Source organism: Dyella sp. 01N448, assembly GCF_056399225.1.
Window position 1 is genome coordinate 74,752 of record NZ_JBFTQX010000007.1, and the last position, 22,868, is coordinate 97,619.

23 protein-coding genes, 1 tRNA gene and 1 riboswitch are annotated in these 22,868 nt (G+C 64.8%); of the genes, 8 read left to right on the forward strand and 16 right to left on the reverse strand.

The window, feature by feature from the left end; genetic code table 11:
* Nucleotides 1-104: 104 nt before the first annotated feature.
* Nucleotides 105-206: riboswitch (S-adenosyl-L-homocysteine riboswitch) on the forward strand.
* Between the two features lie 40 nt (nt 207-246).
* Nucleotides 247-1,680: an adenosylhomocysteinase gene (gene ahcY, locus AC1DKY_RS14265; RefSeq protein ID WP_441604431.1), complete on the forward strand. Its 1,434-nt coding sequence runs from the start codon at nt 247-249 to the stop codon at nt 1,678-1,680.
* Between the two features lie 142 nt (nt 1,681-1,822).
* On the opposite strand, the gene AC1DKY_RS14270 is transcribed toward ahcY, so the two are convergent.
* Genes AC1DKY_RS14270 through ccoN form a run of 10 tightly spaced genes read right to left on the reverse strand, consistent with a single transcriptional unit; the run spans nt 1,823 to nt 10,627 of the window.
* The gene (locus tag AC1DKY_RS14270; RefSeq protein ID WP_441604432.1) at nt 1,823-2,545 is read right to left on the reverse strand and encodes a sulfite exporter TauE/SafE family protein; all 723 of its coding nucleotides are present in this window, start codon (nt 2,543-2,545) and stop codon (nt 1,823-1,825) included.
* Nucleotides 2,535-2,717 (reverse strand): cbb3-type cytochrome oxidase assembly protein CcoS, encoded by a 183-nt coding sequence (ccoS, locus tag AC1DKY_RS14275; RefSeq protein ID WP_441604433.1) that lies wholly within the window; start codon nt 2,715-2,717, stop codon nt 2,535-2,537. Before ccoS ends, AC1DKY_RS14270 begins: the two co-directional genes overlap by 11 nt.
* Nucleotides 2,714-5,119 carry a heavy metal translocating P-type ATPase gene (locus AC1DKY_RS14280; protein ID WP_441604434.1) on the reverse strand — a complete coding sequence of 802 codons (2,406 nt, stop codon included), beginning with the start codon at nt 5,117-5,119 and terminating at the stop codon, nt 2,714-2,716. Before AC1DKY_RS14280 ends, ccoS begins: the two co-directional genes overlap by 4 nt.
* A 2-nt stretch (nt 5,120-5,121) precedes the next feature.
* Nucleotides 5,122-5,604 (reverse strand): hypothetical protein, encoded by a 483-nt coding sequence (locus tag AC1DKY_RS14285; protein ID WP_441604435.1) that lies wholly within the window; start codon nt 5,602-5,604, stop codon nt 5,122-5,124.
* A complete protein-coding gene (locus AC1DKY_RS14290) occupies nt 5,601-7,154 on the reverse strand; it encodes a 4Fe-4S dicluster domain-containing protein (protein ID WP_441604436.1) in 1,554 nt (517 codons plus the stop codon). The genes AC1DKY_RS14285 and AC1DKY_RS14290 overlap by 4 nt, the downstream gene beginning before the upstream one ends.
* Nucleotides 7,151-7,459, reverse strand: a complete 309-nt coding sequence (locus AC1DKY_RS14295; protein WP_441604437.1) for a hypothetical protein — start codon at nt 7,457-7,459, stop codon at nt 7,151-7,153. Before AC1DKY_RS14295 ends, AC1DKY_RS14290 begins: the two co-directional genes overlap by 4 nt.
* Nucleotides 7,456-8,391, reverse strand: a complete 936-nt coding sequence (ccoP, locus tag AC1DKY_RS14300; protein ID WP_441604438.1) for a cytochrome-c oxidase, cbb3-type subunit III — start codon at nt 8,389-8,391, stop codon at nt 7,456-7,458. Before ccoP ends, AC1DKY_RS14295 begins: the two co-directional genes overlap by 4 nt.
* Nucleotides 8,388-8,528 carry a cbb3-type cytochrome oxidase subunit 3 gene (locus AC1DKY_RS14305; RefSeq protein WP_441604439.1) on the reverse strand — a complete coding sequence of 47 codons (141 nt, stop codon included), beginning with the start codon at nt 8,526-8,528 and terminating at the stop codon, nt 8,388-8,390. Before AC1DKY_RS14305 ends, ccoP begins: the two co-directional genes overlap by 4 nt.
* Before the next feature lies 1 nt (nt 8,529).
* The gene (ccoO, locus tag AC1DKY_RS14310) at nt 8,530-9,171 is read right to left on the reverse strand and encodes a cytochrome-c oxidase, cbb3-type subunit II (protein WP_441604440.1); all 642 of its coding nucleotides are present in this window, start codon (nt 9,169-9,171) and stop codon (nt 8,530-8,532) included.
* A 10-nt stretch (nt 9,172-9,181) separates the two neighbouring features.
* Nucleotides 9,182-10,627 (reverse strand): cytochrome-c oxidase, cbb3-type subunit I, encoded by a 1,446-nt coding sequence (gene ccoN, locus AC1DKY_RS14315; protein WP_441604441.1) that lies wholly within the window; start codon nt 10,625-10,627, stop codon nt 9,182-9,184.
* 217 nt (nt 10,628-10,844) lie between these two features.
* Here ccoN and metF point away from each other — a divergent pair, with 217 nt between their 5' ends.
* The 3 genes from metF to AC1DKY_RS14330 all read left to right on the forward strand — a co-directional run bounded on the left by metF (nt 10,845) and on the right by AC1DKY_RS14330 (nt 13,306).
* Entirely contained in the window at nt 10,845-11,672 is an 828-nt protein-coding gene (gene metF, locus AC1DKY_RS14320; RefSeq protein ID WP_441604442.1) for a methylenetetrahydrofolate reductase [NAD(P)H], read from the forward strand.
* 28 nt (nt 11,673-11,700) lie between these two features.
* A complete protein-coding gene (locus AC1DKY_RS14325) occupies nt 11,701-12,312 on the forward strand; it encodes a DUF4124 domain-containing protein (protein WP_441604443.1) in 612 nt (203 codons plus the stop codon).
* A gap of 76 nt (nt 12,313-12,388) precedes the next feature.
* Nucleotides 12,389-13,306, forward strand: a complete 918-nt coding sequence (locus AC1DKY_RS14330; RefSeq protein ID WP_441604444.1) for a branched-chain amino acid transaminase — start codon at nt 12,389-12,391, stop codon at nt 13,304-13,306.
* Between the two features lie 273 nt (nt 13,307-13,579).
* Here AC1DKY_RS14330 and AC1DKY_RS14335 read toward each other — a convergent pair whose 3' ends face one another.
* The 6 genes from AC1DKY_RS14335 to AC1DKY_RS14360 all read right to left on the reverse strand — a co-directional run bounded on the left by AC1DKY_RS14335 (nt 13,580) and on the right by AC1DKY_RS14360 (nt 17,960).
* A complete protein-coding gene (locus tag AC1DKY_RS14335) occupies nt 13,580-14,863 on the reverse strand; it encodes a sensor histidine kinase (RefSeq protein WP_441604445.1) in 1,284 nt (427 codons plus the stop codon).
* Complete coding sequence (locus tag AC1DKY_RS14340; RefSeq protein ID WP_046972192.1) at nt 14,847-15,533, reverse strand: response regulator transcription factor; 687 nt, start codon at nt 15,531-15,533, stop codon at nt 14,847-14,849. The genes AC1DKY_RS14335 and AC1DKY_RS14340 overlap by 17 nt, the downstream gene beginning before the upstream one ends.
* A gap of 292 nt (nt 15,534-15,825) precedes the next feature.
* Nucleotides 15,826-16,311 carry a hypothetical protein gene (locus AC1DKY_RS14345; protein ID WP_441604446.1) on the reverse strand — a complete coding sequence of 162 codons (486 nt, stop codon included), beginning with the start codon at nt 16,309-16,311 and terminating at the stop codon, nt 15,826-15,828.
* A 117-nt stretch (nt 16,312-16,428) separates the two neighbouring features.
* Nucleotides 16,429-17,346 carry a 30S ribosomal protein S6--L-glutamate ligase gene (gene rimK, locus AC1DKY_RS14350; protein ID WP_441604447.1) on the reverse strand — a complete coding sequence of 306 codons (918 nt, stop codon included), beginning with the start codon at nt 17,344-17,346 and terminating at the stop codon, nt 16,429-16,431.
* Complete coding sequence (locus AC1DKY_RS14355) at nt 17,343-17,798, reverse strand: ATP-dependent zinc protease family protein (RefSeq protein ID WP_441604448.1); 456 nt, start codon at nt 17,796-17,798, stop codon at nt 17,343-17,345. Before AC1DKY_RS14355 ends, rimK begins: the two co-directional genes overlap by 4 nt.
* 88 nt (nt 17,799-17,886) lie before the next feature.
* Nucleotides 17,887-17,960: transfer RNA gene (locus AC1DKY_RS14360), tRNA-Gly, on the reverse strand.
* A gap of 306 nt (nt 17,961-18,266) precedes the next feature.
* Here AC1DKY_RS14360 and AC1DKY_RS14365 point away from each other — a divergent pair.
* The 4 genes from AC1DKY_RS14365 to trmB all read left to right on the forward strand — a co-directional run bounded on the left by AC1DKY_RS14365 (nt 18,267) and on the right by trmB (nt 22,459).
* Nucleotides 18,267-20,579, forward strand: a complete 2,313-nt coding sequence (locus tag AC1DKY_RS14365) for a DUF6600 domain-containing protein (protein ID WP_441604449.1) — start codon at nt 18,267-18,269, stop codon at nt 20,577-20,579.
* Nucleotides 20,580-20,669: 90 nt separating this feature from the next.
* Nucleotides 20,670-20,870: a sulfur carrier protein ThiS gene (thiS, locus tag AC1DKY_RS14370; RefSeq protein WP_121882580.1), complete on the forward strand. Its 201-nt coding sequence runs from the start codon at nt 20,670-20,672 to the stop codon at nt 20,868-20,870.
* A 60-nt stretch (nt 20,871-20,930) separates the two neighbouring features.
* Nucleotides 20,931-21,731, forward strand: coding sequence for a thiazole synthase (locus tag AC1DKY_RS14375; protein WP_441604450.1), 801 nt, complete (start codon nt 20,931-20,933; stop codon nt 21,729-21,731).
* Between the two features lie 2 nt (nt 21,732-21,733).
* Nucleotides 21,734-22,459 (forward strand): tRNA (guanosine(46)-N7)-methyltransferase TrmB, encoded by a 726-nt coding sequence (gene trmB / locus AC1DKY_RS14380; protein WP_441604451.1) that lies wholly within the window; start codon nt 21,734-21,736, stop codon nt 22,457-22,459.
* The last annotated feature ends 409 nt before the right edge of the window (nt 22,460-22,868 follow it).

A 22,868-nucleotide genomic window follows, 5' to 3' on the forward strand; every position in this document is an offset into this window, starting at 1 on the left:
TAACCCTTGGGCGGCCAGCGGAACCAGGCCATCAGTCATGGTTCGGCTGAACCGGAGGGGCGCCGGCCACGAAACCATCATCGAGGGACGCTATACTCATGCGTCCCGTCGAGGGGCGCTGCGACCGCGGCTCCGTGCACACCCAAGCGTGTTCCACGAACCCGGCCAGGCTCGACGGATTTTTCCTGTAACGGCGCCCGGTTAACGATGCGACTTGTTTAGTCGCAACACCCGGAGCTAAGCCAAATGAACGCAGTTACCAAGGATTCCGCCTCGCAGGACTTCAAGGTCCGCGATATGTCGCTCGCCGATCTCGGCCGCCGCCGCATCCGCATGGCCGAAGAAGAAATGCCGGGCCTGATGCAGATCCGCGCCCGATACGCCAAGGAAAAGCCGCTCAAGGGCGTGCGCCTGTCCGGCTCCCTGCACTGCACGAAGGAAACCGCCGTGCTCGCCGAAACCCTGCGTGAGCTGGGTGCCTCGGTGCGCTGGGCCTCGTGCAACATCTTCTCGACCCAGGACGACGTTGCCGCAGCGCTGGCCGCCGGTGGCCTGCCGGTGTTCGCCTGGAAGGGCGAGACGCTGGAGGAGTACTGGGAGTGCACGCTCGACATGCTGACCCACCCGGGTGAGCTCGGCCCGCAGCTGATCGTGGACGACGGCGGCGACGCCACCTTGTTCATCCACAAGGGTGTGGAACTGGAAGACGGCAGCGACTGGGTCAACACGCCCAGCGGCAACCACGAAGAGCAGGTCATCAAGGACCTGGTCAAGCGCACCGCCGCCGCGCGTCCGGGCTGGTTCAAGAAGATCGCCGCCGAGTGGAAGGGCGTCTCCGAAGAGACCACCACCGGCGTGCATCGCCTCTATCAGCTCGCCGAAGCCGGCAAGCTGCTGGTGCCGGCCATCAACGTCAACGACTCGGTGACCAAGAGCAAGTTCGACAACCTCTACGGCTGCCGCGAATCGCTGGCCGACGGCATCAAGCGCGCGACCGACCTGATGGTCGCCGGCAAGGTGGCCGTGGTGTGCGGCTACGGCGACGTGGGCAAGGGTTGCGCCCATTCGCTCAAGGGTTTCGGCGCTCGCGTGATCGTGACCGAGATCGACCCGATCAACGCCCTGCAGGCCGCGATGGAAGGCTTCCAGGTCACCACCATTGAAGACACCCTGGGCCTGGGCGACATCTACGTCACCACCACCGGCAACAAGGACATCATCACGCTCGAGCACATGGCGGCGATGAAGAACAACGCGCTGGTGTGCAACATCGGTCACTTCGACAACGAGATCCAGATGGATCGCCTGAACACCGCCAAGGGTGTGTCGCGCGAAACCATCAAGCCGCAGGTGGATCGCTACACCTTCGAGAAGACCAACCACAGCATCTACATGCTGGCCGAAGGCCGCCTGGTGAACCTGGGCTGCGCCCATGGCCACCCGAGCTTCGTGATGTCCAACAGCTTCTCCAACCAGACGCTGGCCCAGCTCGACCTGTGGGCGAACAAGGACTTCTACGACAAGACGGTCTACCGCCTGCCCAAGAAGCTGGACGAAGAAGTGGCTCGCCTGCACCTGGAGCAGATCGGCGTGAAGCTCACCAAGCTGACCCCGGACCAGGCTGCGTACATCGGCGTGCCGGTGGATGGTCCGTACAAGCCGGATCATTACCGCTATTGATCGTTGCCTTCGGGTAGATCGAAAAGGGGCCGCCGCAAGGCGGCCCCTTTTTTTGGGCGGTGAGGCGAACGGCGTCGCGCACAGGGTGCGCTCCCACAGTTGGGCGTGCGACAAACCTGTGGGAGCGCACCCTGTGCGCGACTCAACGAAGCGACTCACACCCCAACCACCCCATGAGGCCATGCAACGAAGGCACCTGCATCAACCACGGCCCCACCATCGTCGTCACACCAGCCAGCATCACAAACGCCGCCACACTCCGCCGCGCCCCCGTCTGCTGCAACCACCGCCCCACTCGCGCTCCCGACCACGTGAGCGGCACCATCACCAACCAGGTACCCAGGCCGAAGGCAGCCATGGTGACGCCGCCATTCAACGCATTCGCCTGCAGCCATGCTCCCGCCAGCATCGTCGCGCTGAGGCCACACGGCATCCATCCCCACAACATGCCCGCAACGATGCGACGCTGCGCCGTGTTCGCGGGAAGCAGGCACCGCTGCAAAGGCTGCAGCCATCGCCACAGCTGCACTCCCGGGCGTCCCAGCAACCGCAAGCGCCCTCGCTGGTCCAGCAGACGCAACGCCGCCAGTACCAGCACCACGCCCATCATCACGCGCGTAGCGATCACCAGCGCATGCCACTCGAACAATCGCAACACGCCATCGCCGATCCCGCCGACCAGCGCGCCCGCCAGCACATAGCCCAGCACGCGGCCAGCATTCAACTGCAGCGACGCGAGCAGTCCATGACGCGGCGACCACACGGAAAACCCGGTTGCGATGCCGCCGCACATGGCCGCGCAGTGCATACCGCCCACCAAGCCGGTCAATAACGCCGCCGAAACGGCGAGCACGTCAATCGACATCGGCGCCCCTGGAGGCGTGCGGCGCATCAGGGCGCGCATCGTCGCGCAGGATATCCAGCGCGGGCGTATCCATATCGTCGAATTGCCCTTTGCGGACGGCCCACACGAAGGCGCCGATCGCAAACGCAAGCAGCATCAAACTCAGTGGCACCAGCATGAGCAGGATGATCACGGCGTCACACCCGCCTTCGCTGGCCGCACCAAACGCAACGCATTGAACGTCACGGCCAAGGAGGATGTGGCCATGCCGAGTGCGGCCAAGGCAGGCGTCACATGCCCAGTGACCGCCAGAGGCAGTGCGAGCAAGTTGTAACCCACGGCCCAGGTGAAGTTCTGGCGGATGACGCGCTGTGTCCGCCGCGCCAGCACGATGGCAGCGGGAATGCGCAGCAACGATGGCGAGGTCAACACCATGTCGGCCGCGCGCTGCGCCAGCGAGGCACCCTCGCCCATGGCGATCGACACATCGGCACCGGCGAGCACCGGCGCATCGTTCAGGCCGTCTCCCACCATCGCCACGATGCGTCCCTTCGCCTGCAGCGCACGCACCAGTGCCAGCTTGTCTTCCGACGACTGGCGCGAATGCGCCTGGCCGATCCGCAATTCGCGCATCAGGCGCTGCACCGCAGTGGTCGCATCGCCGCTGGCAAGATGGATCTCGACGCCCAAGATGCGCAGCGCCGCGATGGTCTCCGCTGCACCAGCGCGCACGCTCTCTTGAAGACAGAACCTGGCGACCGCTCGCTTGCCGTCACCCAGCCAGAGCTGGCCGTCGTCGTCACGAGAGGCCGCAAACGAGGCTCGGCCGAGTCGCCACGAGTTACCGTCGATTTGGCCTTGAACCCCATGTCCTGTGACCGTACGCAGGTCATGCGCCTGCAACGATGTGGTGGTGCCGGCAAAGGCCTGGCCAATGGGATGGCCACTATCTCGCTCCAGCGCGGCGGCCATCTGCAGAGCAACAGCGGACGAGATATCCACAAAGGTCTGCACGTCGCCCACCGCAAGTTGCACGCTGGTCAGCGTGCCCGTCTTGTCGAACACCATGTCGCTGGCACGCGCGAGATGTTCCAGGCCTCCCTCGCGGATGGAGAGCACGCCCAGTCGCGCCAAGGCGCCGTGGCTTGCCGCCAGCGCGGTCGGCACTGCCAGTGACAGCGCACATGGGCAACTGACCACCAGCAGCGACAGCGTGACTTCGAACGCTCGCGCCGGGTCGTGGATGCGCCAAACGCTGTAGACAATCACCGCCAACACGATCAACACCGATACGAACACGCTGCCGATGCGATCGGCGACGCGCGCCAGGCGCGGTCGTTGCGATTGCGCCTGCTCGACCAATCGGGCCAGTTGCGACAGACGCGTGGCAGCGCCGATCCGGGTCACTTCGATACGCGCGGGAATCTCGCGACATACGGTGCCTGCATAAATCGTCGCTCCCTGCGCGCGAGTCATCGGCCGCGACTCACCGGTAAGCAGCGCCTCCTCGAACGAGGCTTCCGCACCGAGCAGGCACCCATCGGCAGGCACCACTTCGCCCACGGCTACGCAGACGATATCGCCCACCTGCAGTGACGCCACGGGCACGGACTCCCTGCTGCCGTCAGCGCGCTCGCGCACCGCCAAGGTGGGACGTGCTCGCGCAAGCGCATCCACCTGCGCACTGGCGACGCGGCGCGCGCGCTGCTCCAGCAATCGCGCCGTGAGCAACAGAAACACGAACATCGTCGCGGCGTCGTACCAGATCTGCGCGCCGCCGCGGGCGGTTTCCACCATGCTGGCGAAGTAAGCCAACAGCGTCGAGCTGGCGATCAAGGTGTCCATGCCCGGATGGCGCTGCCGCAGCTCGCGCCAGCAGCCCTGCAGAAATGGCCAACCGGAGAAAAACACCACGGGCGTGGCGACCAGCAAGGCGACCCAGCGAAAGAAGTCGCGTGTTGGCCCGGCCATGTGATGGCCGAAATCCAGATACAGCGCCTCGGAAAACATCATGGTCTGCATCGCGCCAAGACCGGCGATGCCCAGGCGCATCAGCCATCGGCGCTGTTCGGCCACCCGCTCGCGTTCGCGCGCGGCGCCGGTGGCCAGATACGGGCGATAGCCGAGCATCGCCAGACGTCCGAGCAAGTGCGACAGTCGAACCTGCGCTGGATGCCAGCCGATGCGGATGCGCCCGGTCACTGCGTTCGCACTCGAGTCGAATACGCCCGGCTCACGCCGCAGCGCCTGGTCGATCAACCACGCGCATGCGGCGCAACGCATGCCATCGGTCAACAGGGTGATTTCAAGGCCGCCGGCCACGGGCACCGCGTGTTCGCCGAGCAGGTCGTCGCGGTCCCAGCTGGCCAGATCGGCCATCTCTTCGACGCGCGTTGCTGCCGCGCTGCGCAGACGGTAGTAGTCGCCCAGCTCGGATTGGCCAATCCACTCCGCCGCCGCACCACAGCCGTGGCAACAGAAGCCGCGCAGCTCGCCGTCGACCTCCTGTTGCACAGGAGCGAGCGGCAGCGTTTCGCCGCAGTGGTAGCAGAGGAGTGCCCGACCGGACGGGTCGGCGTCGACGGCGCGGTCCACGATCAGGGCGTCAGGCGTATCGCTCGCGCCTGCGCCGTCCAATGTCCGTGCAGCGACCAGGCCTCATTGTCCGGGCTCAATTCCACCGCCCAGGCTTGCCCGCCGTCCAGCGAACCGACGCCGCGCCAGCCCAGTTCGCTGGGCGATAGCTCAACCATGCGTTCCGCAACCTGCGAGTCGCCAGCCCGCAGCGTCAGTCGCAGCTTGCCGCCACGCGGGAAGTCGCCGTCCATGGGTACGGCTTCGATCATGTCGCCCTTCAAGCGAAGCACCAGACCCTTGGTGGCGACTTCCGTGGAGGGCTCGTCCTGCGCGGAGACCAGCATCTTTCCGACTCGCGTGGCCTGCGTGATGGTTTCCATGTCTTGGCGACCGGGACGCACGGCCGCAAACAACAAGGCGAAGCCGATCGCCACGGAAGCCAGCGGCAGACCCACCAGCATCCACACCATCGGTTCGCGCCAGGTACTGCGTGTCTGGTTCATGGCAAGGGTCCAAAGAAACTGCTTTTGACGTCGACACCGACGTTGGCGTCGAGGTCGCGCACGTGGAAGGTCACCTCATGGCGGCCGGTGATGTCCGCCGCCGTCGTGACGATCAGCGGCACCGAAAGCACCTCGCCGCTCTCGGCACGCACGGCTTGCACGCCACCGCCCAGTCGCAGGTCGGGCAGATCAGCCGAACTCACGTCGATCGCGAAGTGGTGTGGCGTTTGCGCCTTGTTGACCAGCTTCAGCGTGTAAGCATTCTGGATGTCGCCGTCGGCATCCTCGCTGTACATCGCATTGCGATCGCGCAGCACTTCAGCCATCACAGGACTGCGATGGGTGACGCCATAAAACCAGCCGCTCATCAGAGCCAGCAGCAATGCGCCATAGGCCAGCACACGTGTGCGTACGAGTCTGGCCGGCTTGCCATCGATTTGGTTCTGGGTGGTATAGCGAATCAGGCCCTGCGGATAGCCGACCTTGCCCATCACCTCGTCGCAGGCATCAATACACGCGCCACAGGCAATGCATTCGTACTGCAGACCGTTGCGGATATCGATGCCGACCGGACACACCTGTACGCAGATCGTGCAATCGACGCAGTCGCCCAGCTCTTCCAAAGAAAACTTGGGCAACGGCGCAGCCTGTTCGCCCAGCGCCGCGAGCGTAATCGTGCCACCGGCCTGCGCGCGATGATCCGCAGCGGAAGGATGCTGACTGGCGCGGAACACATAGTCGTAGGCCGTGACGGTGTCGAGCAGCCCGCGCGCCCGGCTCAGCACACTGGCAAGACCACGCTTGCGCGGACCGCGTGGCTCGCCGCGCATCGGGTCATAGGCGATGAGCAAGGTGTTGCGGTCGAACATCGCACTCTGGAAGCGCGCGTAGGGGCACATGTACTTGCAGACCTGCTGCCGGAGGAAGCCGGCATTGCCCCAGGTGGCGAATGCATAGAACAGGATCCAGAACGCTTCCCAACCGCCCCATCCCAAAGGCGTGCGCCGCGCCAGCTCGCCGATCGGACTGAAGTAACCCACGAAGGAAAAACCGGTCCACAGCGAGAACACTGCCCATAGCGCGTGGCGCGCGCTCTTCCGCAGGATTCTTTCGCGCGTCCATGGCGACGCATCGAGCTTCATGCGCTTGTTGCGATCGCCTTCGCACCAGCGTTCGATCCACAGCGACACTTCGGTCCATACCGTCTGCGGGCAGGCGTAGCCGCAGAACAAGCGACCTGCCAAGGCGGTGAAGAAGAACAGCGCCAGCGCCGCGATGATCAACAACACCGAAAGAAACAGGAGATCCTGGGGCAGGAACAGCCATCCAAATACATGGAATTTTCGCGCCGGCAGGTCCAGCAGGACGGCCTGCCGCCCCTGCCATGTCAGCCAGGGAAAGCTGTAGTACATGCCCAGCAGCCAGATAACCGCGGCCACCCGCAGGCGGTTGAAACGGCCCGAGACATCGCGCGGATAGACCTTGCGCTCGCTGACGTAGTACGAATCGCTCCCGTCATCGATGACCTGGAGCGGAATGCGGCGACTCATGGTGTCTTACCCGAACGTGGAAGTGATCGCACCGCACGACTCGGGCGCAGCAGGATCCAGGTGAACAGGCTGGACGAGGCCGTCGCCAGCCAGATCAGGAAGAAACCCAGCGTGTAGCCGAGTTCACGTCCGATCTTCAACGCGGGAAAGGTGATGTCGCGCAGGGCGATCGGATCGATGAAGGCAAAGAACACCACCGTCACCACACCAGCCACGAAGAAGCTTGGCCAGAGCAAGGCACCCAGACTCTGCGCGACCGGCGCGGGCTGGTGTCCGTGGGTGACGGTGGTATTCCTGTCGATCATTCGGCGACCACCGCACCCGCGGGTGGCGCATCCTTGTGGGGCGACAACGTCCATACATAAGCACCGACCAATCGCGTGCGCGTATCGCCAAGCACGGGCTTCCACGCAGGCATGACGCCCTGCCGGCCTTCGTTCAGCGCTTTGTGCAACGAGGCCTTGCTGCTGCCGTAGAGCCAATAGCTGTCGCTCAGGTCGGGGGCGCCCACGATTTGGTTGCCCTTGCCCTGGGGACCATGGCAGGCCACGCAGATCGTCTGGAACAGCTTCTCGCCGCGCTCGCTTGCCTCGTCCCTGGCTTGCGTCGGCTTGGACAAGGACAACACATAGGCAATGGTGTCGTCGACGGCCGTCGGGCCGCCTTGCGCGGTAAGCGTGGTCGCCCAGGCGGGCATGACCGCCTGCCTGCCCTCCTGGATCGTCTCCAGGATGCGATGCGGTGTGCCGCCCCAATGCCAGATGTCGTCGGTCAGATCGGGAAAGCCGGTGGCGCCGTGGCCGGTCGAACCATGGCAGGCCGCACAGCGATTGATGAAGATCGTGCGCCCCATCGCGACCGCCTGCGGGTTCTTCGCCAGTACGTCGATGGACTGGCCGGCATAGAGCTTCAGGGCGTCGTCCAGGCGTGCGTCTTCGGCCGCCGACTCCAACGCCCATTCCTTGTGCGAGCTCCAATGTCCCAGGCCCTGCAACGTGCCGACGCCGAACCAGATCAGGTAGCCCACGGCGAACACGATGGTGATGTAGAACAGGTTGATCCACCAACGCGGCAGCGGCTTGTTGTACTCGGTGATGTTGCCGTCCCATACATGGCCTGTTTCATCAGGCTTGGGATCGTTCGGGCTACGGCGCGTATTGCCGCGCAACAGCCACACGCAGCCGATCAGGTTGGCCACCACGATGGCGATGACGTACCAGGTCCATCCGGAAGTCATGCGATTTCCTCCTTGTCATCTTCCAGCGGCATCAGCGCGGCGGCATCCATCGCCGGCTTGGTGGCCGGCCGCCAGATCCATATGCAGGCGCTGACAAAGAGCACCAGCAAGAAGGCGGTAATCAGTCCAGGAACCATCTCACTCCGCTCCTTCGGCAGCCTGCATGTCGGCCTGCGACACATGCGTGCCCAGCGCCTGCAGATAGGCGATCACCGCATCGAGTTCGGTCTTGCCTTCGACGGCCTTGGCCGCGCCTGCGATGTCTTCTTCGCTATACGGATCGCCGATGCGTTTCAGCGCACGCATGTGCGTGGCCACTCCCTCGCCATCGAGCTTGTTGTCCGCCAGCCACGGATAACCGGGCATGTTGGACTCGGGCACGACGTCGCGCGGGTTGTGCAGATGCGCGCGATGCCAGTCGTCGGAATAGCCGCGCAATCCGACGCGCGCCAGATCGGGGCCGGTGCGCTTGCTGCCCCACTGGAACGGATGGTCGTAAACCGATTCGCCGGCCAGCGAATAATGTCCGTAGCGCTCGGTTTCAAAGCGCAGCGTGCGCACCATCTGCGAATGGCAGTTGTAGCAGCCTTCGCGGACGTAGACGTCGAAGCCCGCCAGCTGCAGCGCGGGATACGGCTTGACGCCCGGCAACGGCTTGATCGTTTCGGCCTGGAACATCAGCGGCACGATTTCGGCGAGACCGCCAAAGGAAACGGCAACTGCCACCAGGATGGCCATGAGGCCGATGTTCTTTTCGAGTTTTGCGTGTGTCTGGCTCATGTCTGTTCCTTCAGGCACGGGCGTCGGCGGCGTCGGGCGCGAGCAGCGGTTGCGGCTCGGTGCTCGCGGCGGCCAGGCGGAACGTCTTGAACACGTTCCAGCCCATCACCAGCATGCCGGACAGCACGATCAAGCCGCCGCCGATGCGCACGAGGTAATACGGCTTGGTGGCGTTGAGCGCTTCGACAAAGGCGTAAGTGAGCGTGCCGGTGTCGGGATCGGTGGCGCGCCACATCAGGCCCTGCGTCACGCCGGCAATCCACATCGCGGTGATGTAGACCACCACGCCGACGGTATGCAGCCAGAAGTGCAGATCGATCAGCCTGGTCGAATACATCCTGGGCAGGCGCAGCAGGCGCGGCAGCATCGCGTAGATGGAGCCGATGGAAATCATCGCGACCCAGCCCAGCGCACCCGAATGCACGTGGCCGATGGTCCAGTCGGTGTAGTGGCTGAGCGAGTTGACCGTCTTGATCGACATCATCGGTCCCTCGAACGTGCTCATCATGTAGAACGAGAGCGAGACGACGAGGAACTTCAGGATCGGATCGGTGCGCAGCTTGTACCAGACGCCCGACAGCGTGAGGATGCCGTTGATCGCACCGCCCCACGAGGGCGCCAGCAGCACCAGCGAAAACACCATGCCCAGGTTCTGCGCCCAGTCGGGCAATGCGGTGTACTGCAGGTGATGCGGACCAGCCCACATGTAGATGGCGATCAGCGCCCAGAAGTGCACGATCGACAGGCGGTACGAATAGATCGGGCGATCGGCCTGCTTGGGCACGAAGTAATACATCATGCCGAGGAAGGCGGTGGTCAGGAAGAAACCCACCGCGTTATGGCCGTACCACCACTGCACCATCGCATCCACCGCACCCGAGTACACCGAGTACGACTTCATCGGGCCGGCCGGAATGGCCAGATGGTTGACCACATGCAACAACGCAATGGTGATGATGTACGCGCCGTAGAACCAGTTGGCGACGTAGATGTGCTTCACCTTGCGCTTGACGATGGTGCCGAAGAACAACACCGCATACGCCACCCACACGATGGTGATCAGGATGGCGATCGGCCACTCGAGTTCGGCGTACTCCTTGCCCTGGGTATAGCCCAGCGGCAGCGAGATGGCGGCGGCCACGATCACCAGCTGCCAGCCCCAGAACACGAAGGCGGCGAGCTTGTCGGAGATCAGGCGCACATGGCAGGTGCGCTGCACGGTGTACAGGCTGGTGGCGAACAGCGCGCAACCGCCGAACGCAAAAATCACCGCATTGGTATGCAGTGGGCGCAGTCGGCCGTAGCTGAGCCACGGGATATCGAAATTGAGGGCGGGCCAATACAGCTGGGCAGCGATGAAGACGCCCACCAGCATGCCGACCACGCCCCAGACCACGGTCATCACGGAAAACTGCCGTATGACCTTGTCGTTGTAACTCCCCTCGACGCCCACCATGAAGCCCACTCCTAGGCATAACTGAACGGATGGGAGTCTGGGGGCCGGGCGGAAGTGGCCAATTGATCTGGATCAATGGCGACGCCGTCATCGCCTGCCGCGGTTTGTCGCAGGCGGGCGCGGCAGCGAGGCTGAACGCCCGCCCTGGTCTAGACATCTCTATATCGCGAGAAAGAGATATATACTCTCGCCCAACGCCACCGCAGGGACCATCCCGATGTCGAGCATCAGCTTTGAGTTCTTCCCGCCCAAGACCGACGAACAGCGCACGCAGCTCGACCAGTCCGCGGCGCTGCTGAAGTCCCGTGCGCCCGAGTACGTCTCGGTGACGTTTGGTGCAGGCGGGTCAACGCTGAGCTACACCGGTGAAACCGTGCACCGGCTGCACACGACCCACGGGCTTAGCGTGGCGCCGCACCTTTCCTGCGTAGGCGGCACGCGCGCGGAGCTGGGCGCCCTGCTCGACGACTATCGCGCGGCCGGTTATCGACGCATCGTCGCACTGCGCGGCGACCTGCCCTCGGGCATGGCTACGCCCGGCGACTTCCGTTACGCGTCCGAACTGGTGCGTTTCATCCGCGAGCATTCGGGCGATCACTTTCATATCGAAGTGGCCGCGTACCCGGAAATGCATCCGCAGGCCGACGATGCACTGGCCGACCTTCGCCATTTCAAGGCCAAGGTGGACGCCGGCGCCGATGGCGCGATCACGCAGTACTTCTTCAACGCCGATGCCTATTTCCGCTTCGTCGACGACGTGCGGCGTCTTGGCGTGAAGGTGCCGATCGTGCCCGGCATCATGCCCATCTCCAATTATTCGCAGCTCAAGCGTTTCTCCGATGGCTGCGGTGCCGAGATCCCGCGCTGGATCGCCAAGCGCATGCTGGCCCACGGTGACGATGCCGCTTCGATCCGCGAGCTGGGCGCCGACGTGGTGGCGCAAATGTGTCGCCGGTTGCTGGAAGGCGGCGCGCCGTCGTTGCATTTCTATACCTTGAACCGCGCACGTCCCACGCTTGCGATCCTCGACCGGCTGCACGGATAGGCAACGACATCGGGCGTAAGCTCGATGGATGAAGCGAATCGGCTGCGCGCTACTGCTGTTCCTGTTGCCGCTCTGCGCGATGGCGCAGGACGGCATTCATCGCTGCATCGGCGCGGACGGCAATCCCCTGTTCACCGATCAGCCGTGTGCCGCCCTGCAGGCGACGCCGGTGAATACGCCACCTGCGGCCACGAAAGCACCGGTGACGCAGGACGTCTCGACCCTCGGCGCCAGCACGCCGCCGCCGGTGAGCTGCGCCACGTCGGTAGGCGCGCTGCGCCAGGGCATGATCGACGCGTTCGCTGCGCGCGATCCCAATCGACTGGCCGGGCTGATGATCTGGAACGGCTACGGCCGTGATGCCGTGGTTGCAGACATCCGCTCGCTCGGTTCGCTGATGCAGCGTCCCTTGCTCGATATCGGCACGGCGTCGGAAATCGACGACTCACCGCCGCCCCCCAGCGACGATCCACTGTTGAGCTCGCCCGCCGCCGATGCGACGCGACCCCCTCCCTCATCGAGCGGCGACCAGCAACTGGTCGTACGCACGGCATCGGGGGACGCCAGCGGCGTGGCACGCGAGACCCGCTTCACGGTGGTCAAGCGCTCCGGCTGCCTGTGGTTGCGCGCTTCGGGCTGACCCGCATTGGTGCTGCGCAAAATCGCCCATGCCGCCGCCGCGGTATCATGGCGCGATTTTTCCCCGGAGATCCCCCATGGCGCAGCAGTACCCCGATTGGATCTGGCAGAACGGTGCCATCAAGCCCTGGCAGGACGCCACCACGCACGTGATGGCGCATGCGCTGCACTACGGCTCGTCGGTGTTCGAAGGCATCCGCAGTTATGCCACGCCGGACGGCGCGGCGATTTTTCGCCTGACCGACCACCTCAAGCGCCTCTACCAGTCGGCCAAGATCTACGACATGGTCGTGCCCTACTCGCAGGACGAGCTCGCTGCAGCTTGCCGCGACGTGGTGCGCAAGAACGGCCTCTCGGCCGCCTACCTGCGCCCGGTGGCTTACCGCGGCCTGGGTGGTTTCGGCCTGTCGGCGGAAACGCCCATCGATGTGGCCGTCGCCGCCTGGCCGATGGGCCCGTATCTCGGTCCGGAGGCGTTGGAAAGCGGCATCGATGCCTGCGTATCGAGCTGGCAGCGCTTTGCGCCCAACACCATTCCGGCCGGCGCCAAGGCCGGCGGCAATTACCTTTCCGGCCAGCTGATCGCGCGTGAAGCGCGCCGCCTGGGCTTCGGTGAAGGCATCGCCATGGCTTCCACCGGCCTGCTCAGCGAAGGCGCGGGCGAGAACCTCTTCCTGGTGTTCGACGGCGTGCTGCACACCACCCCGGCCAGCGCATCCATTCTTGCCGGCATCACGCGCGACTCGATCAAGACGCTGGCCCGCGAGGACGGCATCGAAGTGGTCGAGCGCGACATCCCGCGTGAATACCTCTATTTGTGCGACGAACTGCTGATGTGCGGCACGGCCGCGGAGATCACGCCGATCCGCGCGGTGGACGGCAAGCAGATCGGCAGCGGCAAGGCCGGCCGCGTGACGCGTCGCCTGCAGGAGCTGTTCTTTGGCCTGTTCAATGGCAAGACCAACGACCAGTGGGGTTGGCTGGAGCCGCTTTGAGTTTTTGACTGAGAGCGGCAGTCATGGAAGCGGCGCCGTGATGGCGCCGCTTTTGTTTTGTTGAATGCAGCGTTGCGGCGCGCCTTCAGTTGAAAGGCACTTCTCCTGGCCGTCATTCCGGCGCAGGCCGGAATCCGGTGGCGCCGGTGTCCGGTTGTCGGATCATGGCGGCCTGCTCTGGAAGTGACAGCGAAAACTCGAGCGCATCGCCACTGGATTCCGGCCTGCGCCGGAACGACGAGCTAAGAGCGAGGCGTACCTCGCGCCATTCGATCAGCCGAACACGATGCTCGCGACAGCCCCATTGGTGTCGGTACGCGGACGCATCGACACATCCCAGCCGTACAGGTCGCACAAGCGACGCACGATCGCCAGGCCCAGCCCCGCGCCACTGCCACCGGCACCTTCGCCGCGCACGCCACGCTGGAAAAGACGCTCGGCATCTTCGGGCTTGATGCCCGGGCCGGTGTCGATCACTTCGATGCGATCGGCGCTCACCTCCACCGTGACACGCCCTTCGAGCGTGTACTTGATGGCGTTGCCGATCAGGTTGGTGAGCGCCACGGCGAGCACCGATGCCGGCGCATTGATGCTTGCCGAATGCTTGACTCGCAGTTCCACTTCCAGCGGCTTGTCGCGCATTTGCGGACGCTGGCTTTCGATCACGTCCGAGGCCACCTTGCACACGTCGGTGGTTTCGCCGCGCGTGGGGCCGCGACGTTCCGCGCGCGACAGCAGCAGCAAGGCCTCGATCAGTTCGGTCGCCTGACGCGACGAGCGCTCGATGCGCTTGAGGCGCTCGCGCAACTTGTCGGTGAGATCAGGCGAGCCCTGCAGCAGTTCGGTGGTGCTGGAAATGACTGCCAGCGGCGTGCGCAGCTCGTGGCTCACGTCGGAGTTGAATTCGCGGTCGCGCTCCACCATCGCGGTGAGTCGTTGCGAGTATTCGTCGAGCGCGAGCGCCAGCTCGCCCACTTCGTCGTCGGCGAAATGCGGCGCCAGCAATTCGGCCTTGCCGTTCTTGCGGAAATCGCGGAGCCGGCGGGCGAGCTCGCTGACCGGCTTAAGCACCTTGCGCGAAAGCCACAGACCCAGCACCAACGACAGCAAACCAAACAGGAAGACAGCCGCGATCACGCTGAACAGCAGTTGCTGCTTGCCCAGCTCTTCCCGCGATACGTCGTAACGCAGGAAGCTTATGATGCCGTTCTCGCGATAGACGGCCAACTTGTAGTGATGGCGCTGGCCATCCTGGTCGTTCTCGTAAATGTCGTGAACGCCGTTGTCCAGGTTCTGCCATGTCAGCGGCGCTTTATAGATCGTGCGATCGCTATACATGCTGCCGGTGAGCAGGCGCGACCCGGCGGGTGCGCCAGGGTGTTGCTGCGCCTGCTGGTTCGCCCAGCGCGCATCGTCAATCAGGCTGGAGTTGACCAACTGGTCCTCCACCCGACTGCGAATATTCAACGCCGCAAACGCAAACAACGCGCTGAGGCCGAAACCGAACAGCGCGAAGGAGACGACCAGGCGAAACCTGAGCTTACGCCTGGACTGCATCCGGTTCGACCATTCGATAACCGATACCGTGACGCGTGTGGATCAGCGGCTTGTCGAACGGCTTGTCGATGGCCGCACGCAGGCCATGGATATGCACGCGCAACGAATCGCTGTCGGGCAGTTCTTCGCCCCACACGCGCTGCTCCAGGTCCTGACGGGTGACCACCGAGGGGCTCGCCTCCATCAGGGCTTGCAGCAGCTTCAGCCCGATCGGGTTGAGCTGGATCGACTTGCCTTCACGGGTGACCGTGAGCGTGTCGAGGTTGTAGGTGAGATCACCCACCTTGAGGACGCGGCTCTGCGGACCCTTGCCGCGACGGGCCAGCACTTCCAGGCGCGCTGCCAGTTCCTGCAGGGCGAACGGCTTGGTCATGTAGTCGTCGGCGCCAGACTCAAAGCCGGTGAGCTTCTGCTCCAGCGCATCACGCGCGGTCAGCATCAGGATCGGCGTTTGCTTGTGGGCCTCGTGGCGCAGCTTGCGGGCCACGTCCAGGCCGTCCATGCCCGGCAGGGTCAGGTCGAGCACGATCACGTCAAAGTCGTGCACGACGGCCAGATGCAGCCCCGTGACGCCATCGCCGGCGAAATCGACCACATGGCCGCGGTCTTCCAGATAATCGCCGATGTTGGTGGCGATATCGCTGTTGTCTTCGATCACCAGTACGCGCATGCGTCCTCCATACGCAGCCGGCATGAGGCCGGCCGAGGCAACAAGCTTAACAAGCTTGTGGTGGGGAAAGGGGCCTCGCGGGGAAGAAAGCTGAACGAGGCCGGGCATCGGGCAAGAAAAAAGCCCAGGCCGCTCGACTCGTGGTCGCTCGCCTGGGCTCAAGCTACTGCCCCGATACCGAAATCTGCTGTCACCAGCCCTTACGGAAGTGCCAACAAATTGCAGTGGGGACTTTATAGGTGTCGTGCAGTTACACGGCGGTTAACCGCTACTCACAACGCCGTTAATGGGCTTAATTGCCGCCCCGCGGATTCTGGACCTTCATCATGTCCTGCTTCATGCGCTGCGACTGATCATTCTCTTCGTTGATCTGACGCTGGGTCTTGCACACCGTCTTGGGAATGTTCGAGCCCATCGGCTTGACCTGCTCGCACACTTCGCGATTGCCGTCGTTGCGGGTCAGGATCGCGTTCACTTCCGACTGCTTGTTGTACAGATCGACCTTGGCCGACTGATCCATGGCGTCGACCGTGCCGAACTTGTCGTACAGCGATTCCATGCTGCTGAGGTCGCGATCAACCGTCGCCTGGTCGCCTGCCTTCACGGAATCGAACCGACCGCCGGGAGCCATCTGCTGACGAACATGGTCGGCTACCGCAGCGAATTCGTCCTTGGTAGTGGCCTTGACGTCAGGCTTGGTTTCCTTTGCTTGAACCGTCGCCACCTGCAACACGAGCATCATCGCCGCCGTGACCGGCAGCCAGTACTTCCGCTTCATTGATTTCCTCCACCCTGCGGCATCCCCCCTCGGGACGCGCCCTGCAGGAACTCCCATGCTAGGCCGGCTTTCGGCGTGGGGTCAAAGGCCAAAAGTGGTAGTCCTGCACAAATGAACTCAACCGGCCCGTTGCGAGCGCCGTTTGATGGGGGCCGCAACGGCGCCCGACTCGTTTTCCAGGAGCTGGATGATCGCGCCCGCCACATTCACGCCAGTGGCGGCCTCGATGCCCTCCAGGCCAGGCGAGGCGTTCACTTCCAGGATCAAGGGGCCGCGTTTGGAGCGCAGCATGTCCACGCCGGCCACGCCCAGGCCCAGGGCCGCGGCGGCACGAACGGCAATCCGGCGCTCCTCGGCGCTCAGCGTGGCGGCCTTGGCGGTGGCCCCGCGATGGATATTGGCGCGGAATTCACCCGGGCTGGCCTCCCGCTGCATGGCCGCGACCACCTTCTTGCCCACCACGAAGCAACGCAAGTCGGTGCCCTTGGCCTCAGCGATGAACTCCTGCACGAGGAAGTTGGCGTAGAGGCCGCGGAAGGCCTCGATGACGCTCTGCGATGCACTGCGCTTTTCGGCCAGTACCACGCCGGTGCCCTGGCTGCCTTCATTGAGCTTGATCACGTGCGGCGGCTCGCCCAGCATGGCCAGCACGTCGGCGGTGTCGTCGGGGTTGTCGCCGAACACCGTGGCCGGCATGTCCAGGCCCTTGGCCGCCAGGATCTGCAGCGAGCGCAGCTTGTCGCGTGCGCTCAAGACCGAGTCGGAGGTATTGGGCGTGTACACGCCCATCATTTCCAGCTGGCGCAGCACGGCAGTGCCATAAAACGTGCTGGTGACGCCGATGCGCGGGATGACTGCGTCAATGCCCTTGATCGCCTTGCCCTTGTAGCGGATGGACATATTGCCCGGCGCGATGCGCACGTAGCAGCGCAGCGGATCGAGCACGCGCACGACGTGTCCCCGCTCGCGCGCGACATCGACCAGGCGCTGCGTCGAGTACAGACGAGTGTTGCGCGAAAGTATGGCAATTTTCATGAAACACCCGTCGTGCCCGCCCGGATCGGTCGAGGCTGTGTGTAGGAAAGCGCAGGATCCACCGCAAATCGCCCGTGCAAGGCGCTACGGCCGAGCAGCATGGGAAACAGCATATGGCGCCTGTCGGTCAGATTGATGTCGACGGCAAAGCGCTCACCGCCCACCACCACGTCGGTGCGGATAAACCAGCGCAGCGTGCGCCGGCCACCCGTATCGGTGACGGCACGCCGGTCCAGCGCGAGGGTTTCGCAGGTCACGGCGACACGATGGCGCCCACCCACGGTGACGGAAAAACGCAGCCACGTATCGCCGGCGCGCACGAAGCTTTCCAGCGAGTCCACGTGCAAGGAACTGCTACGCGCGCCGGTATCGAGTTTGGCCTTGAGCAGAGGAATGCCGAGCATCGGCAATGCCAAGCGCTCCCGCCAGCCGAGGGTAGTCACATCCGCCATGATCAGCGCACGCCGCAAGGGTTACGTGTAGGGAGCTCGGTGGGGTCCAGAGCAATGGAGTCGAGAGCAACGGGGTCGAGACCAACTATGGAGCGGGTGAAGGGAATCGAACCCTCGTCAGTAGCTTGGGAAGCTACAGCTCTACCATTGAGCTACACCCGCATCGTTCGACGATGGTAACCCGCCTCCGCGGGGCTTGGGAACCGCCGCCCCGGATGAGGACTGCGCATCAATGGCCGCGGGTTTACGGCGCAGTTTTCCCGGTATGCCTGGATTTGGCTATCCCAACCCGGCGTGAACCGGACATGGCGGCCGGCTGAACCACTTTTTGACGCGGCCTTGCCAGTCCTTGCTAGGGATGGATCGCTCATCCGCATAATGCAGCCGTCGGCGCCGGCAATCCCATGCGTTCTTGCGGGCGACGAAACCATTCCGCGATAACCATCGCGTCCAGCTCCGGAGAACCCGATGCGTGTGCTTTCTGCTTTCCTGACATCGCCGCAAAGCTGGCGATGGATGGCAGCGGCCCTGTTGATCTGCGCCAGCGGGCTTAGCCAGGCGCAGACGCAGGCGCCACCCGATGACAACGGCGCCGGCGATCCGCCGTCGCGCGTGGCACGCCTGTCCTATCGCACCGGCGACGTGGGTCTGCTCCCTGCTGGCGAAAAGGATTGGGGCGATGCCAGCCTCAACCGCCCGCTGACCACCGGCGACCGCCTTTCCACCGGCGACGGCGGGCGCGCCGAGCTGCAGCTGGACGGCGGCACACTGCGCATCGCGGACGACTCCAACTTCGGCTTTCTCACCCTCAACGACCAGCTCACCCAGGTCGAACTGACCCAGGGCACGGCCAACGTGACGGTGCAGGGGCTCGACGATGGCCAGAGCTACGAAATCGATACGCCCACCGTGGCCCTGGTGATCGATCAACCGGGCAGCTATCGCATCGATATCAGCGAGGATGGCAAGTCCACCCGCGTCACCGACTTCGCCGGGCACGCCACGGTCTATGGCGAGGGCGGCGCGCAGCGCATGGTGGCCGCGGGCCGCTCGTACGAGTTTGTCGATTCCTCGCTGAGCGTGGTGACGATCAACGACATCCAGGGCGGCGACGAGTTCGACAACTGGGTGGACAGCCGCAACCAGCAATACGCCGCGATGCCCGCCGATCCCAATGTGTCGCCGGACATCGTGGGCGCGCAGGATCTCAACCAATACGGCAACTGGCAGAGCGATCCCGATTACGGCCAGGTCTGGTATCCCGCAAGCGTGGGCGCCGATTGGTCGCCCTATAGCGATGGCCACTGGTCCTACGTCGGCCCGTGGGGCTGGACCTGGGTGGATGCCGCGCCCTGGGGTTTCGCGCCCTATCACTATGGCCGCTGGGCCCATGTGCACAACCGCTGGGGCTGGGTGCCGGGGCCGGTGGGTGTGCGCCCGGTCTACGCGCCGGCGCTGGTGGCCTTTGTGGGTGGCGGCGTATCCATCGGCGTGGGTGGCCCGGTGGGCTGGTTCCCGCTCGGGCCGGGCGAGGTCTACAACCCGTGGTATCGCGCCAGCCGTGGCTACTACACCAACGTCAATGTCACCAATATCTATGTGCGCAACAACCGCAACCTGGTGATCAACCACATCAACGAGCGCTACAACTACTACCGCGACGGACGCGCGGCGCCCAACGAGCGCTACATCAACCGCGACGTGCCGCATGCGTTCCGCGCCATGTCGGGCCAGGATTTCGTGGCGGCGCGCAATGCGCGGCAGCATATGGCGGGTATGGATCCGCGGCGGTTCGCCGATGCCCAGGTCGCTCCGCGCGGCGTCGCCGGGATCGCGCCTGTACGCAGCAGCTTTGCGCCGCCGCGCGCCAACAACGGACGCCCCCTGCCGGCTGGCGGATTCCAGCGCGAAGTGGTGGCTCGTACCCCGCCGGCCGCGAATTTTGGCGGTCGCCCGGCCAACGTCGCCGGCAATCCGCGCATGACTCCCGAGCGGGATAATGTGCGACTCCTCAATGGCCAGGGGCCGGCCATGCGCGCCGGTGCGCCCAATCGCTCGCAAGAGGTTGCCGCTGGCCAGCCCAACCCGTCGATGCGCGGCAACCCGGCCGCGCCCATGGCGCGCCCGCAACCCCGCGGCGACAACGAACCGGGCGCCATGCGTCCGGGCGAGCTGCCGTCCTCGCGTTTTGTTCGACCGAACGGCCAGGCCCAGATCCAGCGCGGCGGGGACAACCAGCCGCGTCCGGGCGTGAGCTTCATCCCCAGCGCGCAATCCGATCGCATGCGCAGCCAGCAGGTGCCCCCGGGCAGCCTGCCCACGCCGCCGCGCATCGAACCGGCTCAACCGCAACAGGCGCGCCAGGACAACACCGCGCAGCAGCGCCAGGACATACAGCAACAGCAGATGCAGCAGCGACGGGCCGCGCAACAGCAGCAATTGGAGCAGCGCCAGCAAACCCAGCAGCAGGACGTCCAACAGCGCCAGGTAATGCAGATGCAGCAACAGTCGCCGCAACGCGACCTGATGCAGCAACGCCAGCAGATGCAGCAGCAAGAATTCCAGCAGCGCCAGGCGATGCAACAGCAGATGCAACAGCGCGACGCCATGCAGCAACGCCAGCAAATGCAACAGCGGCAGGAGATGCAGCAGCGCAACGAGGTGCCCCGCGGCAATCCTCAGCCGCAACAACCCCAGGCGCGGCCGGAGCAGCGTCAGCCGCAGCCCAACCATGAGGAGCACCGGGCGGCTCCGCGTCGGGACGACCAGCAGCGCAATTGACACGCCCTTTGACGCCCTCTGGAGGCCCGGCACCGCCGGGCCTCTTCACGCCAGGGCGGCATTCGGGCCGGCAGCCGCTACAATGGACGGATGCACATCACGCTCAATGGCAGTCCGCGCGACTGCGCCCCCGCCACCACCGTCGCCCAATTGCTTGAAGACGCCGGCTACGGCCAGCGCCGCGTCGCCGTGGAAGTGAACCAAGAGATCGTCCCGCGCAGCCTGCACGCCAGCCATAGCCTGGCCGACGGCGACCGCGTGGAAATCGTCCATGCCATCGGCGGCGGTTGATCGCCCGGGCATGCGCGTTCATGCGACGCCCAGTCGTCGCCGCAGACTGAAGACCTCACGATGAATATCAAGACGCTCGATGCTTCCGACCCGCTGATCATCGCCGGCAAGAGCTATGGCTCGCGCCTGCTCACCGGCACCGGCAAGTACAAGGATTTCGACGAGACCCGCCGCGCCAGCCAGGCCGCCGGCGCCGAGATCGTCACCGTTGCCATCCGCCGCGTGAACGTTGGCCAGGACGCCGGCCAGCCCAACCTGCTGGACGCGCTGCCGCCCGAAGAATTCACCCTGCTGCCGAATACCGCCGGCTGCTACAACGCAGTGGACGCCGTGCGCACCTGCAAGCTCGCACGCGAGCTGCTCGACGGCCACAAGCTGGTGAAACTGGAAGTACTGGGCGACCAGCGCACGCTCTTCCCCGATGTGGTGGAAACGCTCAAGGCGGCCGAAGTGCTGGTGGCCGACGGCTTCGACGTGATGGTCTACACCAGCGACGACCCGATCCTGGCCAAGCGCCTGGAAGAGATCGGCTGCGTGGCGGTGATGCCGCTGGCCGCGCCGATTGGCTCGGGCCTTGGCATCCAGAACCGCTACAACCTGCTGGAAATCATCGAGAACGCCAAGGTGCCGATCATCGTCGACGCCGGCGTGGGTACTGCCTCGGACGCCGCCATCGCGATGGAGCTGGGCTGCGACGGCGTGCTGATGAACACCGCCATCGCCGGCGCCAAGGATCCGGTGCTGATGGCGCATGCGATGAAGCTGGCGATCCAGGCCGGGCGCGCTGCCTTCAAGGCTGGACGCATCCCGCGCAAGCGCTTCGCCTCGGCATCCAGCCCCATCGACGGCACCATCGGCTGACCATGAGCGACCTGCACGACCACGACGGCGAGCACGAAGACGCCGAACAGCCGCCCTTCATGCGCCGCATCCGCAGCTTCGTGCTGCGCGAAGGCCGCATGACGCCGGCGCAGCAACGCGCCTTCGATGACCACTGGGCGCGCTTCGGCATCGATTACAGCGGCACGCCGCAGGACTTTGCCTCTCGCTTCGGCCGCACCGCACCGCTGGTATTGGAAATCGGCTTCGGCAATGGCGAGGCGCTGGCCTGGGCCAGCGAGCACGACCTCGCCCGCGACTTCCTCGGCGTGGAAGTGCACGGCCCTGGCGTGGGCCGCCTGATGAATGCACTGGCCGCTCGCGATGCCAGCAATGTGCGCCTGTACAAGCACGATGCGGTGGAAGTCCTTGAAAACGAGATTCCGCCCGGCACCCTCGCCGAAGCACGCATCTGGTTCCCGGACCCGTGGCACAAGAAGCGCCACAACAAGCGCCGCATCATCCAGCCCGACTTCGTCGCCCTGCTCGCCTCCCGCATGGCCCCCAACGGCCTGCTGCACCTGGCGACCGACTGGCAGCCTTATGCCGAGCACATGCTCGAGGTGATGGAAGCCGCTCCCGACTGGCGCAATGACCTCGGACCTGGCCAATACGCTGAAAAGCCCGCGTGGCGCATCGAGACCCACTTCGAGCGGCGTGGTCTCAAGCTGGGTCATGGGGTGTGGGATTTGTTGTATCGCAGGCGCTGAACGCAGCGCTTTGCACCCCTCCCCCCCTGCCGGAGGCGCGTTCCTCTAGAGCCAAAGAGTGCCTGTGGGAGCGCACCCTGTGCGCGACCAGCCGACGAAGCGGAACGCCGCAGCGCCGCGGTCGCGCACAAGGTGCGCTCTTACAACGGTTGCGCATGGTCATGGGTATCGGATCAGCGTTTCGGTCCGCCATTTTGTGGGAGCGCACCCTGTGCGCGACAAGCCTACGGAGCGGTACACCCAGCGTGGCTGTCGCGCACAGGGTGCGCTCCCACAGACAAGCAGACGCGGCAAAGGTAAGGAGAGCAGACCAAAGCCGATGCGCAGCGAGGCCCCGCTTTAAGTCCTCAGCGATTCGGGCGCGTTGCGCAGCGCTCTGAGGTACCCCCTGTGTACCCTCGGAGGTTGT

Excerpts from the sequence above, each read along its gene's own strand:
- ccoP (WP_441604438.1), bottom strand. The coding sequence starts at position 8,391 with ATGACTTCCGGATGGACCTGGTACGTCATCGCCATCGTGGTGGCCAAC.
- ahcY (WP_441604431.1), top strand. The coding sequence starts at position 247 with ATGAACGCAGTTACCAAGGATTCCGCCTCGCAGGACTTCAAGGTCCGC.
- AC1DKY_RS14340 (WP_046972192.1), bottom strand. The coding sequence starts at position 15,533 with ATGCGCGTACTGGTGATCGAAGACAACAGCGATATCGCCACCAACATC.
- AC1DKY_RS14285 (WP_441604435.1), bottom strand. The coding sequence starts at position 5,604 with ATGAACCAGACACGCAGTACCTGGCGCGAACCGATGGTGTGGATGCTG.
- trmB (WP_441604451.1), top strand. The coding sequence starts at position 21,734 with ATGAGCGACCTGCACGACCACGACGGCGAGCACGAAGACGCCGAACAG.
- AC1DKY_RS14330 (WP_441604444.1), top strand. The coding sequence starts at position 12,389 with ATGGCGCAGCAGTACCCCGATTGGATCTGGCAGAACGGTGCCATCAAG.
- AC1DKY_RS14345 (WP_441604446.1), bottom strand. The coding sequence starts at position 16,311 with ATGAAGCGGAAGTACTGGCTGCCGGTCACGGCGGCGATGATGCTCGTG.
- AC1DKY_RS14290 (WP_441604436.1), bottom strand. The coding sequence starts at position 7,154 with ATGAGTCGCCGCATTCCGCTCCAGGTCATCGATGACGGGAGCGATTCG.
- AC1DKY_RS14295 (WP_441604437.1), bottom strand. The coding sequence starts at position 7,459 with ATGATCGACAGGAATACCACCGTCACCCACGGACACCAGCCCGCGCCG.
- AC1DKY_RS14365 (WP_441604449.1), top strand. The coding sequence starts at position 18,267 with ATGCGTGTGCTTTCTGCTTTCCTGACATCGCCGCAAAGCTGGCGATGG.
- rimK (WP_441604447.1), bottom strand. The coding sequence starts at position 17,346 with ATGAAAATTGCCATACTTTCGCGCAACACTCGTCTGTACTCGACGCAG.
- ccoO (WP_441604440.1), bottom strand. The coding sequence starts at position 9,171 with ATGAGCCAGACACACGCAAAACTCGAAAAGAACATCGGCCTCATGGCC.
- AC1DKY_RS14270 (WP_441604432.1), bottom strand. The coding sequence starts at position 2,545 with ATGTCGATTGACGTGCTCGCCGTTTCGGCGGCGTTATTGACCGGCTTG.
- AC1DKY_RS14325 (WP_441604443.1), top strand. The coding sequence starts at position 11,701 with ATGAAGCGAATCGGCTGCGCGCTACTGCTGTTCCTGTTGCCGCTCTGC.
- metF (WP_441604442.1), top strand. The coding sequence starts at position 10,845 with ATGTCGAGCATCAGCTTTGAGTTCTTCCCGCCCAAGACCGACGAACAG.
- thiS (WP_121882580.1), top strand. The coding sequence starts at position 20,670 with ATGCACATCACGCTCAATGGCAGTCCGCGCGACTGCGCCCCCGCCACC.
- AC1DKY_RS14355 (WP_441604448.1), bottom strand. The coding sequence starts at position 17,798 with ATGGCGGATGTGACTACCCTCGGCTGGCGGGAGCGCTTGGCATTGCCG.
- ccoN (WP_441604441.1), bottom strand. The coding sequence starts at position 10,627 with ATGGTGGGCGTCGAGGGGAGTTACAACGACAAGGTCATACGGCAGTTT.
- AC1DKY_RS14375 (WP_441604450.1), top strand. The coding sequence starts at position 20,931 with ATGAATATCAAGACGCTCGATGCTTCCGACCCGCTGATCATCGCCGGC.
- AC1DKY_RS14335 (WP_441604445.1), bottom strand. The coding sequence starts at position 14,863 with ATGCAGTCCAGGCGTAAGCTCAGGTTTCGCCTGGTCGTCTCCTTCGCG.
- AC1DKY_RS14305 (WP_441604439.1), bottom strand. The coding sequence starts at position 8,528 with ATGGTTCCTGGACTGATTACCGCCTTCTTGCTGGTGCTCTTTGTCAGC.